General features: G+C 66.9%; 1 protein-coding gene. It reads left to right on the top strand.

Going from position 1 to position 21,844, the window contains the following annotated elements; all coding sequences use genetic code 11:
- The first annotated feature begins 48 nt into the window (after nucleotides 1-48).
- Entirely contained in the window at nucleotides 49-21,804 is a 21,756-nt protein-coding gene (locus QM588_RS17305; RefSeq protein WP_283315113.1) for a non-ribosomal peptide synthase/polyketide synthase, read from the top strand.
- The last annotated feature ends 40 nt before the right edge of the window (nucleotides 21,805-21,844 follow it).

Genomic DNA, 21,844 nt, shown 5'->3' with positions numbered 1-21,844 from the left:
GCCGAGCTCGCCGGTTGTGCACGTGGATCGATCAGGAGGAAAAGTTAGATGGCGGTTGGACGTCGACGCGAGGCAGCATTGACGGTCGAGGACCTTCCGCGCTTGGTTCGGAGCGTTGCTGCGGTCGAACCGGACCGCGTGGCGCTCGCGCACCTCGGCACGGAGTTGACCTACGCCCGGTTGGACGAGGAGATCACCACCCTCGACACGGCCATGGGTGGGGTTCTCGGCCCGGACGCGCTGGTCCCGGTCGTGCTGTCCAACACCGTTCCCGGCCTCATCGAGGCCACCGACGGTGGTCTCGATGCCGTGGTCTCGTCGGTGGTCTCCGATGCCGCGACGGTTCTCGGTGGCGACGACTCGGCGTCGAGCCCGGCCGAACCAGAAGCGACCACCCTCTACACCCTGTTCGCCGATCAGGCCGAGCGGACCCCGGACGCGCCCTCGCTCGTGTTCGGCGACGAGACTCGGACCTACGGCGAGTTCGCAGAGTCGGTCGAACGCCTCGCCCGGGTTCTGGTCCAGCGGGGAGTCCGCCCGGATTCGACGGTGGGGCTGTCGATCCGCCGCTCGTTCGATCTGCTGGTGGGTATGTATGCCATCTCGGCAGCCGGTGGTGCCTACGTTCCGTTGGACCCCGAGCACCCGGTGGATCGACTCGCCTACGTTCTCGATACCGCGCGACCGGTTCTGGTGCTCACGACATCGGAGGACCTGCCGCAGCTGCCCGACGGCACGCAGACTCTGCTCGTCGATGCCGTCGACGTCACCGGCGTGACTGCAGGCCGCATCACCGATGCAGACCGGCTCGGCAGCCTCGGCGAGGACGACCTCGCGTACGTCATCTTCACGTCCGGCTCGACCGGGCGTCCGAAGGGCGTAGCGGTGAGCCACCGCGCGATCGTCGCCAATATCTCCTGGCGGCAGCGGGAATACACGATGACCCCGGCCGACGTCGTCGTGCAGAAGACGCCGTTCACGTTCGACGTGTCCGTCTGGGAGTTCTTCTGGCCGTTGCAGATCGGCGCGACACTGGTGATCGCCGAGCCCGACGGGCACCGCGACCCCGCCTACCTCGCCCGCATCATCACCGAGCACGGCGTGACGGTGACCCACTTCGTGCCGTCGATGCTGTCGGTCTTCGTTGCCGAACCCACCGCTGCACAGGCTGATTCGCTTCGCATGGTGTTCGCCTCCGGTGAGGCGCTGCCGGCGCGCACCGTCAACGCGTTCCACGCGATCTCCGATGCCGAGTTGCACAACCTGTACGGTCCCACCGAAGCAGCCGTCGACGTCACGTACTACCGAACCCAGCAGGTGGAGGACGGCTCGGTACCGATCGGCGCTGCCGTCGACGACACCGACCTCTACGTGCTCGACGAGGGTCTGCGGCGCTCACCCCGGGGAGTCGAGGGAGAGCTCTATCTCGCGGGCGTGCAGCTCGCTCGCGGATACCTCGGACGCACGGACCTGACGTCCGATCGATTCGTCGCCGACCCGTTCGGTGAGCCGGGGGACCGGATGTACCGCACCGGCGACCTGGTGCGACGACGCGCCGACGGCCAGATCGAGTACATCGGCCGCACCGACTTCCAGGTCAAATTGCGTGGCCTCCGCATCGAACTCGGCGAGATCGAGCAAGCCCTGCTCGCCGAGCCGCAGGTGACCCAGGCCGCGGTGCTCGTTCACGCCGACCACTCGCAGGCGCAGTTGGGCGAGCAGCTCGTCGGCTATGTCGTGAGCACCGAGCCCGATATCGATCACGACGGCCTTGCGGATGCGGTGCGCCGCCGCATGCCCGAGTACATGGTGCCGTCGGTGTTCGTCGTGCTGGACGAATTCCCTCTGAACGCCAGCGGCAAGCTGGACCGAAAGGCCCTGCCTGCACCCGATTTCGCCTCGCTCGTACGCGAGTACCGCGCCCCGGGCACCGACACCGAAACTGCTCTGGCGGCAATTTTCGAGACGGTTCTCGGTATCGACCGTATCGGCGTGGACGACGACTTCTTCGTTCTCGGCGGAAACTCGCTCAACGCCACCCGCGTGATCGCGCGAGTCAACGCGGAACTGGGCACAGCAGTGGATGTGCGGTCGTTCTTCGACGCACCGACCGTCGCCGAACTCGCCGCGGCGGTCGATGCCGCAGGCTCGACGCACGCGCGACCTCCGTTGGTGGCACAGCAGCGGCCCGAACGTGTGCCGCTGTCGCTGGCCCAGCAACGGATGTGGTTCCTCAACCGATTCGAGCCGGACTCGGCAGTCAACAACATCCCGGTCGCCATCGCGTTGAGCGGTGAACTCGATTTCGCCGCCCTGCAGGCGGCCTTGATCGACGTGTTGGACCGGCACGAGTCGCTGCGGACAGTACACCCCGATCACGACGGCATCGGCTTCCAGCAAGTACTCGAATCCGATGCGGTGGCAGTGGAATTGGAACGCGCGACGGCAACCGATGCCGACGTTCCCGCCGTGCTGCTCGAGTTCGCGCTCAGGCCCTTCGATCTGGCAGTACAGCTGCCCTTCCGGGCGGTGCTTCTCGAGACGTCCGAGACCGAGCACGTGCTCGCGTTCGTGGTGCACCACATCGCGGCCGACGGATTCTCGATGGGCCCGCTGACCCGAGACGTGGTGGCCGCATACTTGGCCCGCACCGACGGGCAGGAACCACAGTGGGCTCCGCTCGAGGTGCAGTACGCCGACTTCACGCTGTGGCAGAGGGCCGTCCTCGGTAGCGAGGACGATCCGGAATCTCTGATCTCGGCGCAGGAGAACTACTGGCGGCACCAACTCGGCGGCGCACCAGACCAATTGGAGCTACCCACCGACCGCCCCCGCCCGGCTGTCGCCACGACCAACGGCGGCACGCACACGTTCGAGATCGACGCCGAACTGGTCCGCGCGCTGGAGAAGCTCGGAAGAGACCACAACGCAACGACGTTCATGGTCGTGCACGCCGCACTGGCCGTGCTGTTGGCCAAGCTCGCGGCCGCCGACGACATCAGTGTCGGTACGCCGGTCGCCGGCCGCGGAGACGCGGCCCTCGATGACGTCGTCGGCATGTTCGTCAACACACTGGTGCTGCGCTCCGAAGTCGATCCACGGACGTCGTTCGACGATCTGCTGCGCAAGATCCGGGAAGTGGACCTCGCTGCGTTCTCCCACGCCGACGTGCCGTTCGAGCGTCTGGTGGACGTGTTGGCCCCGGCACGCTCGCAGGCCCGGCACCCGCTGTTCCAGGTGATGTTGACGTTCCAGAACCTGGATCGGACGTCGGTCGAACTCCCCGGCCTGACCATCGCGGCGGTCGACTACGAGGCAGACCTGGCGAAGTTCGATCTGCAGGTGACGTTGTGGGATTCGGCTCCGGCCGGCTCGGAGCCCGCGGGCCTGACCGTCGCCCTGACCTATGCCGCGGACCTGTTCGAGAAATCGACGATGGCCCGATTCGGAGAACGGTTCGTTCGTGTTCTTCGTGCGATCACCGCAGCGCCCGCCGCAGCCGTCGGAGAGATCGACCTCCTCGACTCGGTCGAGCGGAAGTCGGTGCTGGCGTTCGGTTCGGGGCCGGCACACGAGATCCCCGGCGGGACTACCTTGGTGGGGCAGTTCGATGCTCGCGTCGAGCAGACCCCCGACGCGCAAGCCCTGGTGTTCGAGGACGATCGGCTGACGTACGCCGAGCTCGACGCGCGCGCGAACCGCCTGGCACGGTACCTGTTGTCGGTGGGCGTCGGCACCGATTCGACGGTCGGCCTCGCGGTCGGTCGCAGTATCGAGTTGCTGGTCGGCATGTACGCGATCGTCAAGGCCGGTGCCGCCTACGTACCCATCGACCCGGGTCAGCCGTCGGAGCGCAACGAGTACATCGTGAGCACGGCGTCGCCGGTACGGGTGCTCTCGAGCACCAGAGACCACGTCGAGTTCCCGGGTGTGGAGACGGTGGACATCGACACCGTGGACGTGTCGGAATTCTCGTCGGCACCGGTGACCGATGCGGAGCGGACGGCACCGCTGCGGGCAGAGAACCTCGCATACGTCATCTTCACCTCGGGTTCGACCGGTCGGCCGAAGGGCGTCGGCGTATCGCACGCGGCGATCGTCAACCGGTTGTCGTGGATGCAGCACGAGTACCCTCTCGGTCCGCTGGACGTGGTGTTGCAGAAGACGCCGGCTACGTTCGACGTGTCGGTGTGGGAGTTCTTCTGGGCCTTCCAGGTCGGCGCATCGGTGGTCGTCGCAGTTCCCGAGGGCCATCGGGATCCGTCCTACCTGCTCGATGTCGTTGCACGCGAACATGTTTCGGTGGTCCACTTCGTGCCGTCGATGATGTCGGTGTTCACGCCGGAGGCGCTGCGTAGGCCCGACGCGGGAGCGTCGCTGCGTACGGTGTTCGCCTCGGGGGAGGCGCTTGCGCCTGCTACTGCACATTCGCTGCGCCGCGCACTCCCACAGGTGTCGGTACACAACCTGTACGGCCCGACCGAAGCTGCTGTCGACGTGACCTATCACGCGGTCTCCGACGCGGACACCGCTGTGGTGCCGATCGGCTCACCGGTGTGGAACACCGCTGTGCGCGTTCTCGATTCGTCGTTGCGGCCGGTTCCGGTCGGGGTATCGGGAGAGCTCTATCTCTCGGGTGTCCAGCTCGCCAGGGGATACGTGAGCCGACCCGATCTGACCGCGGATCGCTTCGTCGCCGATCCGTTCGCGGTCGACGGTGAGCGGATGTACCGAACCGGCGACGTGGTGCGGTGGCTGCCCGCCGGTGAACTGGAGTACGTGGGCCGGTCCGACTTCCAGGTGAAGTTGCGTGGTCTCCGTATCGAACTCGGCGAAATCGAATCGGCTCTGTTGGACCTGCCCGAGATCGCTCAGGCCGTGGTGCTCGTGCGACGGGAACAACTGGTCGCCTACGTCGTCCCCACCGACGGCCCGGTCGATGTGGACCGGGTACGCACCGCGCTACGTGGACGTCTCGCCGAGTACATGGTTCCGTCCACCGTCGTGGAATTGGCCGAGTTCCCGCTCGGCGGAAGTGGCAAGCTCGATCGAAAAGCGCTGCCCGATCCGGAATTCGAGGCAACGCCCTACCGAGCACCGTCCGATCCGGTCGAAGAGATCGTCGCGAACGTGTTCGGCGCGGTCCTCGGACTCGACCGAGTCGGTGTGGACGACGACTTCTTCGCGCTCGGCGGCAATTCGCTCGTCGCCACTCAGGTCGCGGCACGACTCGGTGCCGAACTGGGCACGACGGTGCCCGTCCGAACGATGTTCGAGGCAGGCACGGTGGCAGCCTTGGCTGCTGCGTTGGAAAGCCACGTCGGCCGCGGAGTCTCCGCGCCTCTGGTGCCGCAGGAACGCCCCGAACGAATTCCGCTCTCTCTCGCCCAGCAGCGGATGTGGTTCCTCAACCGATTCGAGCCCGAATCGGCGGTCAACAACATCCCCGTGGCGATCCGGCTCACCGGAGCACTCGACGCTGCGGCCCTGAACGCGGCGGTCGTCGACGTTCTCGACCGGCACGAAGCACTGCGCACCGTCTACCCGAGTGTGGACGGAGCGGGGCACCAGGTGATCCTGCCTGCCGAATCGGTGGCACCTGACCTGACGCCCACCACGCCGTCCGCCGACGGTGCGGTGGCCGACCTGATCGCTTTCGCCTCCGAAGGATTCGACGTCACCCAGTCGATTCCCCTGCGCGCCAAACTGTTCCAGGTCACCGACGACGAGTACGTGCTGGTCGTCGTGGTTCACCACATCAGTGCAGACGGGTGGTCCATGGGGCCGCTGACCCGCGACGTGATGACCGCTTACCTCGCTCGTGTGGCCGGCGACGCTCCGCAGTGGACGCCGCTGGCGGTTCAGTACGCCGACTTCGCGCTGTGGCAGCGCGCCGTGCTGGGCGACGACGCGGATCCGAGCAGCCTGATGGCAGCACAGGCGGACTACTGGCGTTCGGCCCTGGCGGACCTGCCCAGTGAGCTGACCCTGCCGTACGACCGGCCGCGTCCTGCGGTGCAGTCGTACTCGGGCGGGCGGTTCCAGTTCGACATCGACGCGGATCTGCGTGCCTCGCTCGACGATCTGGCCCGGTCGACCGGAACCACCCTGTTCATGGTGCTCCACGGTGCTCTCGCGCTGTTCCTGGCTCGCATGTCCACCTCGGACGACGTTGCGGTGGGTACCGCCGTCGCAGGCCGCGGCGAGCCCGTCCTGGACGACGTGATCGGCATGTTCGTCAACACCCTGGTGCTCCGCACCTCGGTCGATCGAAGCAAGGGATTCACCGACCTCCTCGGCCACGTCCGGGACGTCGATCTCGATGCATTCGCACACGCGGACATCCCCTTCGAGCGGCTCGTCGATCTGCTCGAACCCGAGCGCACGACGGCCAGGCATCCGCTGTTTCAAGTGGCGATCGCATTCGAGAACCTGCCGCCGAGCGAATTCCACCTACCCGATCTGACGGTCTCGGCGGTCGACGTCGAGGTCGACACCGCCAAGTTCGACCTGTCGCTGACGCTGCACGAGAAGTCCGACGGCACCGGTCTCGCCGCTGGTTTCCTCTACGCGCGAGACCTGTTCGACGAGAACACGATCGAGGTGTTCTCGCGACGTTTCCGCTGGCTGCTCGAAGCGATCGTGGCGACACCGAACACCCCGGTGGGCGATCTGTCCATCCTCTACGACGACGAATACGACCGGCTCACCCACGTCCACGGTGACGACGTGTTGGCCGGCGGCACTCTGGCCGAGATCTTCGCTGCCGGAGCCGCACTCGACCCGTCGGCGACCGCGATTCGCTACGAGGGCCGCTCGATCTCGTACGCCGAACTCGATGCGACGTCCTCGCAGCTCGCCCGGGTGCTCATCGAGCGCGGGGCCGGCCCCGAATCCGTTGTGGCTCTGGGATTCCAGCGCTCCTACTTCATGGTGCTCGCGGTCTGGGCAGTGGCGAAATCGGGAGCTGCACACCTACCCGTCGACCCGACGTATCCGCAGGATCGCATCGCCCACATGATCTCGGACTCCGAGGCCCTACTGGGTCTGACCACCCGGGCACACTCGGATCGGCTCGCCGGCGGACAGCAGGACCTGACCTGGCTCAGCGTCGACGACGACGAGTTCGTGGCCGAGGTCCGCACCCGCTCTGCCGAGCCGGTCACCGACGCCGCCCGCCTGCGACCCGTCACGTTCCAGAACCCCGCCTACGTCATCTACACCTCGGGCTCGACGGGCAAGCCGAAGGGCGTCGTCGTCACGCACGCCGGACTCGGCGGCGTCCTCGACGCAGCAACCGATCTCTATCACCTGAAACCGGCCTCGCGGTTCCTCCACGTCTGCTCGCCGAACTTCGATCCGTCGGTTCTGGAGTGGATGGCGGCGTTCTCCGTCGGCGCCACGTTGGTAGTGGTACCGGCATCGATTCTCGGCGGCACCGAACTGGCCGAATTGTTGAAGGCGGAGAGGGTCACTCACACGATCATCACGCCCGCGGTGCTCGGCACGATGGATCCCCACGGGATCGATTCGCTCGAGGTGCTCTCGGTGGGCGGCGACGTGACCACTCCCGAACTCCTCGCCCGGTGGGCAGGGGACCGGAAGTACTTCAATGGGTACGGACCGACCGAGACCACGATCATCTCGAGCTTCGCCCAGTTGACGCCCGGCGAACCGATCACCATCGGTCGACCGATTCACGGCATGTCCGTGCTCATCCTCGATTCCCGACTCGAACCGGTTCCGACCGGTGTCGCGGGTGACCTGTATCTGTCGGGCGGTGCGCTCGCTCGCGGCTATCTCGGTAGGCCGAGTCTGTCTTCCGAGCGCTTCGTGGCCAATCCGTACGGCATCGACGGCGCACGGATGTACCGCACCGGCGACGTCGTGCGATGGACGGACGACCTGCAGCTGCAATTCGTCGGCCGCACCGACTTCCAGGTCAAGGTGCGCGGTTTCCGTATCGAGCTCGGCGAGATCGACTCCGCGCTCACCGCTGCTCCCGAAGTCGACTTCGCCGTCACCCTCGGGCACGAACTGCCGTCGGGCGTCACCACGCTCGTGTCCTACGTGCTGCCGACGCGCGGGGCCGTCGTCGACGTCGAGGAGCTGACCGCCTTCGTCGGAAAATCGCTGCCCGCCTACATGGTTCCGTCGTCGATCATCGTTCTCGACACCATTCCGCTGACCCCGGTCGGCAAGTTGGACCGCGCCGCACTTCCCGCACCCGTGTTCGAGGCCCGTGAATTCCGAGCACCCACCACCGCGGTCGAAGAGATCGTCGCCGGAGTGTTCGCCGACGTCCTGCACATCGATCGAGTGGGACTGGACGACGACTTCTTCGCCCTGGGCGGCAATTCGTTGATCGCCACCCAGGTGGTCTCGCGACTCGGCACGGCCCTGGACACCGTCGTGCCGGTGCGCGCACTGTTCGAGAGCTCCACCGTCGCCGCACTGGTGGCGCACGTGGAGAGCGCTGTCGGTTCGGGCGGGCGAGCTGCACTCGTGGCCGGTCCGCGTCCCGAGCGCCCGCCGCTCTCGCCGGCACAGCAGCGGTACTGGTTCCTCAACCAGTTCGACACGACGTCGTCGGTGGACAACATTCCGTTCGCCGTGCGGTTGTCGGGCGAGCTCGACGTCGCTGCGCTGCAATCGGCGGTGCGCGACGTCGTCGAACGCCACGAGTCTCTTCGTACCCGTTACCCGGACTCGACACAGGGCCCGTTCCAGCAGGTGCTGCCGGCGTCCGAGGTGCCGATGGACCTCAGCGTCCGAGATGTGGCCGGTGCGAACGTCGTTGCCGCCGTGACCGAATTCTTCACGCGTGGCTTCGACGTCACCGCCGAGGTGCCGGTCGACGCGCGCGTGTTCCGCGTCGACGAGAACGAGCACGTCTTGGCCTTCGTCGTCCACCACGTGTCGGCCGACGGCGCGTCGATGGGCCCGCTGGCCGTCGACGTCATGACCGCATACACCGCGAGATCTGCAGGGGCGGCCCCGGACTGGGAGCCGCTCGAGGTGCAGTACGTCGACTTCGCGTTGTGGCAGCGAACCGTGCTCGGTACCGAATCGGATCCCGATTCGGTTGCAGCGCAGCAGGTGTCGTACTGGAAAGATGCGCTCGCCGAGCTGCCGGATCAGTTGGTACTGCCTACCGACCGCCCGCGCCCGCCTGCGCAGAGTTTCCGCGGCGATGCCGTGCGGTTCACCGTCGACGCGGGCACGCACGCCGCTCTCGCCGAGCTCGGACGCACCGAGCAGGCAACGTTGTTCATGGTGGTGCACTCGGCATTCGCGGTGTTGCTCGCACGCCTGTCCGGTTCCGAGGACATCGCCGTCGGAACGCCCATCGCCGGCCGCGGTGAGCGTGCTCTCGATTCGATGATCGGTATGTTCGTCAATACCCTGGTCTTCCGGTCGTCGGTCGAATCGTCGATGACTTTCCGCCAGTTGCTCGCTCAGGCCCGTGAGCGGGACCTGGCTGCGTTCGCGCACTCCGACGTTCCGTTCGAGCGTCTCGTCGAGGTGCTGAACCCGGTGCGTTCGACGGCACGCAACCCGCTGTTCCAGGTAGGCCTGTCCTTCCAGAACCTCGCCGAGTCGACGTTCGAGCTGCCGGGTCTGACGGTGAGTGCCGTCGAGGCGGACGCGGTGACCGCGAAAACCGATCTGCAACTGTCGATCTCGGACCGCTACGCCCCGGACGGGTCGCCTGCCGAACTGTCGGCCGAATTCAGTTACGCCACCGATCTCTTCGATCGCGCCACGGTGGAGACGTTCGCCGACCGGTTCGTGCGCCTCCTCGCCGCAGTGGCCGAGGATCCCTCGGCCGTCATCGGCGATCTCGAGCTGCTCTCACCCGAGGAACGCACCCGGATCGTGCGCACGTGGAACGACACCGATCACGATGTCGATGCGGCGCAGACACTGGTGTCGCTCTTCGACCGACAGGTGCAGGCGCAGCCCGACGCGATCGCGGTGGTCCGTGCGGGAGAATCGCTGTCGTATGCCGAGTTCGATCGTCGAATCAATCGGTTGGCTCGCGTCCTGATCGGTGCCGGCGTCGGCCCGCAGGTGACGGTCGGCCTGGCGATCAGGCGCTCGATGGATCTGCTCGTGGCGATGTACGCCGTCGCCAAGGCCGGCGGAGCGTACGTGCCCATCGACCCGGATCAACCGGCGGACCGTAACGCCTACATTCTCGAGGTAGCCGCTCCCGCCCTGGTGTTGAGCACTGCGCGTGACGATGTCCAGTTCGAGTCGGTTCCGGTTCTGCTCGTCGACACCGATCCTCGACTGCTGGGTGCAGAGGTCTCGGACGCGCCCGTCACCGACAGCGAGCGCACCTCGCCGCTGCGGCCCGAGAACACCGCGTACGTCATCTTCACGTCCGGATCCACCGGCCGACCCAAGGGTGTCGCGGTGAGTCATGCCGCCATCGTCAATCAGCTGCTGTGGCAGAGCGCCAATTACGGGCTGGGCACCACGGACCGGGTACTGCTCAAGACTGCCGCCACCTTCGATCTGTCCGTGTGGGAGTTCTGGGTCGCCACCGTCTCCGGTGGTGCGATCGTCGTGGCCGACGCCGAGGGCCACCGCGATCCCGCCTACCTCGTCGATCTGATGAACCGGGAATCGGTGACGACACTGCACACCGTGCCGTCCGTGCTCGATGCGCTGGTCACGGCGTCGGCGGGAGTCCTACCCCGGCATCTGACACGGATCCTGGCGATCGGCGAAGCGCTGCCGGTCGCGACGGCGGAGCGCGCACTGCGCAGTTCTGCTGCGCGACTGGACAATCTGTACGGGCCGACCGAGGCCGCGGTCTCGGTGACCGCGCATCGGGTGACGACCGTCGACGGCACGGCCGTCCCCATCGGCACGCCCGAGTGGAACACCCGTGTCTACGTGCTCGACTCGCGTCTGACTCCCGTTCCGGTCGGCGTCGCAGGTGAGCTCTATCTCGCGGGTACGCAACTGGCCGACGGGTACTTCGCGCGGCCGGATCTGACGGCCGAGCGTTTCGTCGCGGACCCGTTCACCCCCGGCGGCCGCCTGTACCGCACCGGCGACCTCGTGTCCTGGCGTGCCGACGGCGAACTGGAGTACGTCGGCCGCACCGACTTCCAGGTGAAGATTCGCGGTTTCCGTATCGAACTCGGCGACATCGATGCCGCTCTCGGATCGCTCGACGACATTCGTGACGTCGCTGTGATCGCTCTCGCGGACACGGGATCAGGCGCGCGGCTCGTGGCCTACCTCGTGCCCGCCGATGGGGTGACGCTGGATCAGGACGGCATCCGTCGTGCACTCGCCGAACGTCTGCCGTCGTACATGATCCCGGCGGCCTTCGTCGTGCTCGAGGCTCTTCCCCGAGGCGTCAACGGCAAGCTGGATCGACAGGCGCTTCCCGAACCGCAGTTCGAGACAGCCGAGTTCCGCGCACCGACCAACCCGGTGGAAGAGACCGTTGCGGCGGTGTTCGCCGAGGTACTCGCCGTGGAGCGCGTGGGTCTGGACGACGATTTCTTCGCACTCGGCGGTAACTCGTTGATCGCCACCCAGGTGGTCTCTCGGCTGGGGGCGGCGCTCGATACTCAGGTGCCGGTCCGCTCGATCTTCGAGTCTCCGACGGTGCAGACGCTCGCCCGCGCCATCGAGTCCGAGGTGGGTACCGGTGCGCGCCGGGCACTGACGGCTCGAACACGACCGGACTCGGTGCCGCTGTCGATGGCTCAGCAGCGCATGTGGTTCCTGAGCCAATTCGATCCGACCTCCGCCGTGAACAACATCCCGGTCGCAATTCGGTTGTCCGGCAGCATCGATGTCGATGCACTCACCAACGCCGTGCACGACGTGCTGGCGCGGCACGAAATTCTGCGCACCGTGTACCCGGAGGTCGACGGACGAGGCCATCAGGTGGTACTCGGTACCGCAGAGGCCGGCGTGACGGTTCTCGTCGACGACGTCGACGAGAGTTCGATCGAGCAGGCCCTGCGCGACTTCGTGTCCGCGGGATTCGACGTGACCCGAGCTGTTCCGGTCCGAATTCGGATTCTGCGGGTCAGCGAGACCGAACACGTACTGGCTTTCGTCGCCCATCACATCGCCGCGGACGGGTTCTCGATGGGACCCCTGACACGCGATGTCATGGTCGCCTACACCGCCCGTGCCGCAGGGGAGAGCCCGCAGTGGGCACCGCTTCCGGTGCAGTACGCGGACTTCACACTGTGGCAGCGCGAGGTTCTCGGTTCCGAGGACGACCCCGATTCGCCGTTGGCGAAGCAGCTCGCCTACTGGACGTCGGCTCTGGCCGGTGCCCCGGCGCAGCTCGATCTCGCGACCGACCGACCGCGCCCAGCGGTGGCGTCGTATCGCGGTGCGGCATACAACTTCTCGATCGACTCGACCCTGCAGTCGAACATCGCTCGGGCCGCCCGAGCCGGTAACGCCACGAACTTCATGGTGGTGCACACCGCGCTCGCGGTGCTTCTCGGCGCGATGGCGGGTACCGACGACGTGACGATCGGAACCCCGGTCGCCGGTCGCGGTGATGCGGATCTGGACGAGCTCGTCGGCATGTTCGTCAACACGCTCGCCCTGCGTACCGCGGTGAACCCCGCGGCAACGTTGCGGGAGCAACTCGCCGCAGTTCGTGAATCCGACCTGGGTGCCTTCGGACACGCCGACGTCCCGTTCGAGCGGCTCGTCGACGAGCTGGCCCCGGACCGTTCTCAGGCTCGGCACCCGATCTTCCAGGTCATGTTGACGTTCCAGAACCTGAACCGTCAGACGCTGGCCCTGCCCGGGCTGAGCGTCGAGGGAATCGATCTCGGCAGCGCGTTCGCAAAGTTCGATCTGCAGGTGACGCTGTGGGAGAACACCGACGAGCACGGCGCTGCGGCGGGCATCGACGTGCAATTCGACTATGCCACCGATCTTTTCGACGAGTCCAGCATGGCGTCTCTCGGGCGCCGGCTCGTCCGAGTACTGCACGCGCTCACCGACGCACCGGACGGAGTCGTCGGCGACCTCGACATCCTCGAGGAGGGCGAACGTACCCGCGTCCTCGAGGACTGGAACGCGACCGCACACGAGGTGGATCCCGGCGCGACTCTGGTGTCGCTGTTCGAGGCCCGAGTTGCGGCGTCACCGGAGAACATCGCCACGAGCTTCCTCGACGATCAGGTGACGTACCGCGAATTTTCCGAGCGGGTCAACTCGCTCGCGCGTCTGCTCATCGCCGAGGGCGTCGGCCCGGAAACCGTAGTGGCCACGGCCATGCGCCGCTCGATCGACATGCTGACGGGTATCTACGCCGTGCTCGCCGCCGGTGGTGCCTACGTTCCGGTCGACCCGGATCTACCGGCCGAACGGATCGGCTACATCCTGGACACGGCGGCACCGGTGGTGCTGCTCACGACCGAGCACGACGGCACATCTCTCGTGACCGACGCCGCCAGGATCCTGGTCGACACCGTCGACACGACAGGTCTGTCCACGGCACCGGTGACCGATGCCGAGCGAACCGCACCGCTGCGGCCGGCGGACACCGCGTACGTCATCTTCACCTCCGGCTCCACCGGTCGCCCCAAAGGCGTTGCGGTCAGCCACGAGGCCATCGTCAACCGTCTGCTGTGGATGCAGGACGAGTACCGCCTCACCGAGCAGGACAAGGTGTTGCAGAAGACGCCGGTCACGTTCGACGTGTCGGTGTGGGAGCTGTTCTGGCCGTTGCAGATCGGTGCCGAACTCGTCATCGCGGTGCCCGACGGTCATCGCGATCCGGCATATCTGGTGAGCACCGTCGCCGAACGCGGCGTCACGGTCGCGCACTTCGTGCCGTCGTTGCTGGCCGTGTTCGCAGCCGCGGACGGTGTCTCGAACTGCACCGGTCTGCGTGCGGTGTTCGCGTCCGGTGAGGCACTGCCCGCATCGGTCGCGGCTGCCCTGCGCGCTGCACTGCCCGCAACCGAGCTGCACAACCTCTACGGCCCGACCGAGGCTGCGGTCGACGTCACGTACCACCGCGTGCTGCCGTCGGATACCGTGTCGGTCCCCATCGGCGCACCGGTGTGGAACACCCGAGTCACCGTGCTCGATGCACGCCTGCACCCGGTCCCGGTCGGGGTACCCGGGGAGCTGTATCTCGCCGGGCGGCAACTGGCCCGCGGATACCTCGGCCGCCCGGACCTGACCGCCGACCGGTTCGTCGCCGATCCGCACGGCGCAGCCGGCTCGCGGATGTATCGCACCGGAGACCTGGTGCGCTGGAGGCGCGACGGTGAACTCGAGTACCTCGGCCGCACCGACTTCCAGGTCAAACTCCGAGGCCTCCGGATCGAACTCGGCGAGATCGAAGCCGCACTGACCGCAGACCCGTCGGTCGATCAGGCCGTGGTTCTCGTGCGCCGGACGCCGTCTGCAGGCGAACTACTGGTCGGGTACGTCGTGCCCATTGCCGGGGAGACGATCGACACCGCAGCGGTCACCGCGTCGGTTGCCACCCTGGTTCCGGAATACATGGTTCCGGCCGGGCTCATCGTGCTCGATGCCCTCCCACTCGGGCCGAACGGCAAGCTGGACCGCAGAGCGCTTCCCGAACCCGAATTCGGCAGCGATGCCGAATTCCGCACGGCGACAACCGATACCGAACGCATCATTGCCGAGGTCTTCGCAGACGTGCTCGGCCTCGACACCGTCGGGGTCGACGATTCGTTCTTCGCGCTCGGCGGCGACAGTATCGTCTCGATTCAGCTCGTTTCTCGTGCCAAGGCCAGGGGAATTCAGTTCGGTCCGCGAGATGTGTTCGAGCGCAAGACCGTCGCCGGTCTCGCCGAGGTCGCCGTGACCGTCGGTGAGGGCAGTGACGCGGTCGTGCTCGAGGAACTCGACGGCGGCGGCGTCGGTTGGATGCCGCTACCCCCGTTCGGTGTCGCGATGATCGAGCGCGGCGGCGGGTGGTCCCGCTTCCATCAGGCCGTCACGCTGGAGCTGCCGCTCGGTATCGACCGAGCCGGGATTCTCGCCACGGTGACCGCAGTGGTCGATCGACACGACGTGCTGCGGTCGACCCTGGTGCACGACGACCGCGGCTGGGGTCTCGATGTTGCCGGCATCGGTGCCGTCGACGTGGATGCTTTGCTCGATCGGGCCGATACCGATTCGGCCGCAACAGTATTCGACGATGCAGTCGGAACGCTCGACCCCACGGCCGGGCGCATGCTTGCCCTCGTCTGGGTCGATCGAGGACCCGACGAAGCGGGCACCCTGACCGTCGCGGCGCATCACCTCGTGATCGACGGAGTGTCGTGGCGAATTCTGGTCCCCGACTTCGTGTCCGCCTGGGCTCAGTTGTCCGGGGGAGTGGACCCGAGCCTGCCCGAGGTCGGAACCTCGATGCGGCGGTGGACCCATGCCCTGGTCGACGCGGCAGCGAGCGAAGCGCGGCTGGCCGAGTTGCCGCTGTGGCGTTCGATCGCCGACACCGAGGATCCCGTGTTGGGCAACCGCCCCTTCGATCCCGCCGTCGACGTCGTGGCGACGCTCGAACGGGTGAACATCGAACTGGCACCCGGCGTCACGCGCACCTTGCTGACCACCGTTCCGGAGATCTTCCGCGGTGGTGTCGGCGACGGGTTGCTGGCCGGGCTCGCTCTGGCCGTCACGAGACTGCGGTCCGAGCGCGGCGTCACCGCACCGGCAACGCTGGTGCAGCTCGAAGGCCACGGCCGCGAGGAAGCGGTGGTTCCCGGCGCTGATCTGGGGCGCACCGTCGGCTGGCTGACCAGCCTGTTCCCCGTCCGCCTCGACCTGACCGGAATCGACGTCGACGCTGCGTTCGCTGGAGGGGCGCAGCTCGGCGATGCCGTCAAGGCCGTCAAGGAACAGATGCTGGCGCTGCCCGATCGAGGCATGGGCTGGGGACTGCTCCGTTACCTGAACTCCGAGACCGCTGCGGAACTGGCGGAACTCGGGACCGGACAGATCAGCTTCAACTATCTGGGTCGGGTCGACACCGGCGAGGTCCCGGACGAGATGAAGGCGCTCGGCTGGTTGCCTGCCGCCGACAGTGAGCTCTCCGCGCCCGGTGACGCCGACATGGCCGCGAACAAGACGATCGACATCAACGCGATCGTGCTCGACACCGACGAGGGTGGGGTCCTGAGCGCGTCCTTCGCATTCCCGACCGGAGCCGTGTCCGCGGACACGGTCGAGCGCCTCGCCGGGCTGTGGTCCGATGCGTTGACGGCGCTGGCCACGTACGCCGAGGCACCCGGCTCGGGTGGCCTGACCCCGTCGGACGTGCCTCTGGTGGCGCTGTCGCAGGCCGACATCGCGTCGTTCGAGGCGCGCTACCCACAGCTGACCGACATCTGGTCGCTGGCACCGTTGCAGCAAGGGTTGCTCTTCCACGCGTTGTTCGCCGATGCGTCGATCGACGTCTACACGATGCAGGTCGTACTCGACCTGGCCGGCGAGGTGGACGCCGAACGGCTGCATCACGCTGCCCAGACGTTGCTGGACCGGTACGACAATCTGCGTACCTCGTTCACCGCGACCGCGGACGGCGAGACGGTGCAGATCGTCCATCAGGACGTCGTGTTGCCCTGGTCGACGATGGACCTCTCGCACCTCGACGAGCCGGAACGCGGCACTGCCGTCGCCGACGCTCTGGCGGCCGAGCAACGACGACACTTCGACGTCTCCACCGCACCGCTGCTGCGTTTCGTCCTGGTGCGGATCACCCCGACCACCTACAAGCTCGCGATGACCAACCATCACGTGCTCCTCGACGGCTGGTCTCTGCCGCTGGTGATGAAGGAACTGTTGTACCTGTACGCCGCTCGGGGTTCCACCTCGTCGATGCCGAGGGTTCGCTCGTACCGCTCGTACCTGGCCTGGCTGAACCAACAGGACCCGGCCGCATCTCTCGGTGCGTGGACCACCGCGCTTGCCGGAGTCGAGGAGCCGACGTTCGTCGCACCGCCGAGTGTCGGACGAGAGATCTCCGCACGCTCGGCCGAGGCGGAGCACTTCGTCGATCCCGAGACCACCGCGTCGCTCGTCGCGCTCGGTGGCAGATTGGGCGTCACCGTCAACACGCTGGTGCAAGCGGCGTACGGCCTGCTGATCGCACACATCACCGGCCGCACCGATGTCGTGTTCGGGGCCACGGTCTCCGGTCGTCCCGCTGCTCTTGCGGGCGTCGAGTCCATGATCGGGCTGTTCATCAACACCATCCCGGTGCGGGTGCGATTCGATCCCGCCGACACGGTGGAGAACTACCTGGTCCGGATTCAGGGAGAACAAGCAGACCTGCTCGACCACCATCACATGGGACTCGTCGACATCCAACGGGCGATCGGCATGGGAAATCTGTTCGACACCCTCACCATCTTCGAGTCCTACCCGGTGGACGAAGCCGAGTTGACGCAGCAGGCGGCAGCGATCGACGGAATGACCGTCGAGTCGGTGAGCTCGAACGACAACACCCACTACCCACTGACGTTGTTGGTCGTGGCCGAGGATCGAATCTCGTTCACGCTCAAGTACATCAGCGATCTGTTCGACGCTGCGTACGTCGACTCCATCCTGTCCCGGCTGGTCGGTGTTCTCGAGACCTTCGTCTCCGACACCACTGCGGCGGTCGGCGATATCGATCTGCTCGGCTCGGCAGAACGAACCCGCGTGATCGAGACCTGGAACGACACCGCACACGAGGTCGACGCAGGCATCATGTTGACCGCGCCGTTCCGGGCTCGGGTTGCGGCGAACCCGGACGCCACGGCCGTGCTCTACGAGGGCACCGCAGTGACCTACGCCGAGTTCTCGGAGCGGGTCGACCGTCTTGCCCGACACCTGATTTCGCTCGGCGTCGGCCCGCAGTCGCTCGTCGCTCTCGGCATGAGGCGAGGCATCGATCTGATGGTCGGCATGTACGCCGTCCTGGAAGCCGGCGGCGCATACGTACCCATCGATCCGGACCACCCGACCGAGCGCATCGAGTACATCCTCGACGCCGCAGTGCCCGTCGCCGTTCTCTCGACCAGCCACGATCGGACGGGACTGCCGGAACGGTTCCCGATTCTCGAACTCGACACCCTCGATCTCTCGTCCTACCCGGCAGTCGCCGTGGCAGACGCCGACCGACTGGCACCGGTACGCCCGGAGAACACCGCCTACGTCATCTTCACGTCCGGCTCGACCGGGCGGCCCAAGGGCGTCGCGGTGCCGCACCGCGCGATCGTCAACGAGATGGCGTGGATGATCGACCAGTACTCGCTCGACGAGAACGACGTCTACCTGCAGAAGACGGCGACGACGTTCGACGTGTCGCTGTGGGGCTTCTTCCTGCCACTGCAGGTCGGTGCGAGCGTCGTCCTCGCCACCCCCGACGGCCACCGCGACCCGGCGTACGTCGCGGAGCGCATCGCCCGGCACGGCGTCACCGTCACGGACTTCGTGCCGTCGATGCTCACGGTGTTCGCCGCGTACGCCACCGAGGAGCAGTGCCGGTCCCTGCGACACGTCTATGTGGTGGGTGAGGCACTGCCCCCGGAGACGGTGACGGATTTCCGTGCGATCACCTCTGCCGGGATCCACAACCTGTACGGACCCACCGAAGCCGCAGTGACGGTGACCTATTGGGAGACATCCACCGACGAGGGCGCGACCGTCCCCATCGGAGCGCCGGAATGGAACACCCAGGCCTACGTTCTGGACAGCAGGCTGCATCCGGTGGCCGCAGGGACCGCGGGTGAGCTGTATCTGGCCGGAACCCAGCTCGCCGACGGATACCTCGGCCGCGTCGACCTGACGATGGACCGCTTCGTCGCGAACCCGTTCTCGGCTGCCGGCGAGCGCATGTATCGCACCGGAGACCTCGTCCGATGGCGATCGGGGCCTGGCGCTGCAGGAGTCTTGGAGTACATCGGGCGCACCGATTTCCAGGTCAAGTTCCGTGGCCAGCGGATCGAGCTCGGTGAGATCGAGACCGCACTGTTGGCCCACCCGGACGTCAACCAGGCCACGGCCGTGGTGGCGACCACCGGTGCCGGCGACCAGCTCGTCGGATACGTGGTGCCTGCGCCGGGTAGAACGCTGGATCCGGCCGAGGTACGCACCTTCGTCGGTGGCGCGCTGCCGAAGTACATGGTGCCGGCGACGGTGATGGTGCTCGCCGAATTCCCTCTGAACACCAGCGGCAAGCTGGACCGAAAAGCATTGCCGGAGCCGGTGTTCGAGGTTCGCGAGTTCCGTGCTCCTGCAACGCCGGTCGAGGAGATCGTGGCGGAGATCTACGCCGAGCTGCTCGGCGTCCAGCGTGTCGGATCGGACGACGACTTCTTCGATCTCGGTGGTAACTCGCTGATCGCCACGCGAGTGGCGGCGCGAGTGTCGGCGGCGCTCGGGAAGAAGGTCGGTGTCCGAGACCTGTTCGAGGCCTCGACGGTCTCGGCACTCGCCGCGCGTGCCGAATCACGCATCGACGACGCGAACGATGTGCCGCTGCGCCGCCGGCCGGCCGGACAGATCGTGCCGTTGTCGCTCGCGCAACAGCGCATGTGGGTACTGAACCGACTCGACCCCGAGTCCGGGGCCTACAACATGCCGCTGGCGCTACGTCTGCGCGGCGAGCTGGATGTCGCGGCACTGCAGACCGCCGTGTCCAGCACCGTGGAACGCCACGAGGCACTGCGCACGCGCTACCCGGAAGATGCGAACGGTTCGCCGTATCAGGAGTTCGTCGACGCTGGATCGGTCGTACCCGATCTGACTCCCATCGACGCGCCCAACGACTCCGACACCGCCGAACGGATTCGCGCACTCGTCTACGAGGGCTTCGACGTCACCGTCGCGCCCCCGGTCCGGGGGGCACTGTTCCGCTTCGGTCCGGACGAGTACGTTTTCGTCATCGTGATGCACCACATCAGCGGAGACGGCGCATCGATGGCACCACTGGCACGGGACGTCATGACTGCGTACCTTGCTGCCGCGTCGGGAACCGACTACACGCCCGAACCGCTGACGGTGCAGTACGCGGACTTCGCGGTCTGGCAGCGGCAGGTGCTCGGCTCGGACAGCGACCCCACGTCGATTCTGTCGCAGCAGTTGGCCTTCTGGGCGGACGAGCTGAGCGGGATCACCCCGGTCGTGTCGTTGCCGTGGGATCGGCCGCGAGCGGCCACCGCGAACCTGCGTGGGGCCAGTGTGAGTGTCGAGCTGGACGAGTCGGTACACACCGGGCTCGCGGCGATCGCCCGCGAGAACAACGCGACCCTGTTCATGGTGTTGCACGCCGTACTCGGGGTGTTGTTGTCGCGGATGAGTGGCTCCCGCAGCTTCGCCGTCGGCACTCCCATCGCCGGCCGCGGGCACGAGGCGCTCGACGGACTGGTGGGCATGTTCGTCAACACGCTGGCGCTGCGCACGGACGTGGACCCGGACGCGACGTTCGCAGAGCTGCTGACCGCTCTACGCGAGACCGACCTGCGGGCCTTCGCCAATTCGGACGTGCCGTTCGAGCGGGTCGTCGACACCATCGCACCGGACCGGAACGCCGGGTACACCCCGCTGTTCCAGACGGTTCTGTCCGTGGAGCCCCACGGCGAGGCGCGCTTCGAGCTGCCGAACCTGGTGGTCGAACCAGTCAGCGGTTTCGAGCCGACGGCGAAATTCGACCTGCAGGTCACGGTGGAGACCCAGCACGCCGACGGGAACAGCGGCACCGGAACCCTGAACGTCGAATGGGTGTATGCCGCCGATTTGTTCGACGAGTCCACGGTCGCGTCACTGGCGGACAGATTCGCACGCATCGCCGGCGCGGTAGCGGCAACACCAGCGGTCGTCGTCGGCGATATCGACGTGCTCGACGCCGCCGAGCGGGCCGCGCTGACCGAGACCCCGCAGACCGCTGACTCCACTGCGGTGCCGGTCCGGTCGGACTCGACCTTGCCGCAGGTACTCACCTCGACGGTCGAGGCAGATCCCGACGCGCCCGCATTGTCGTCGGACGGAGTCGAGACCACCTACCGTCAGCTCGACGAGCAGTCCTCAGGGATGGCTCGGGTACTGATCGAGCGTGGCGTCCGGCCCGGAGTCGTCGTGGGCGTCAGCGTCACCGACGACGCCCAGGCCGTCGTGACGCGATGGGCGGTGGCCAAGGCAGGCGGAGCTGTGGCTCCGATCGCCCCGTCGAACTTCTCCGACGTTCTGGAGCGAACAGGCGCATCCGTCCTCGTCCTGGACGGTGACGACGCGCCGAGCTGGGCCGGGTCCGTCACGACCATCCACCTCGGGCATCCGGACGTCGTCGACGCCATTGCCGCGAGTTCTGTGCGGCCGGTGACGTATTCGGACAGAACGGACGTGCTGGGACCCGACAGCCCAGCGTTGGTCGTGGTCGACGACGGCACCGTGATCGACCACGGAACACTCGCTGCACTGGCGACGAGCGCAGTGGCGGAGTGGGCCGTGGCCTTCGATTCACGGCTGGCCGTCCCCACCCGGTTCGATTCCGCTGCAGCGGTTCTGGCCGGCGTGGTCGCCGTGACGGCAGGTGCAGCTCTGGTCACCGACCGGGCGGAGTCCGCCGAGGACGCCGCCGACATCGTGTCCGCAGAATGGGTGACCCATGCGCTCCTCGCCGCAGCAGACATCGCCGCGGTCGATCGACTGCAACCCGAGGACATCGAGGATCTCGTTGCGATCGTGTCGGTCGACGGTGACGGTGTCGAGATGAGCGGTGTCGACATTCCGGTGCATCGTCTGCCCGGGTCGATGGGAACCGCCGACCGATAGGGTGAAGCGAACTGCAACGCTCGCCGCGTCGTGGACGATG

Source organism: Rhodococcus sp. IEGM 1354 (assembly GCF_030056855.1).
Lineage (GTDB): Bacteria > Actinomycetota > Actinomycetes > Mycobacteriales > Mycobacteriaceae > Rhodococcoides.
Note: the sequence above shows the minus strand (reverse complement) of the source record. Positions and strands in the feature narration are given on the sequence as shown.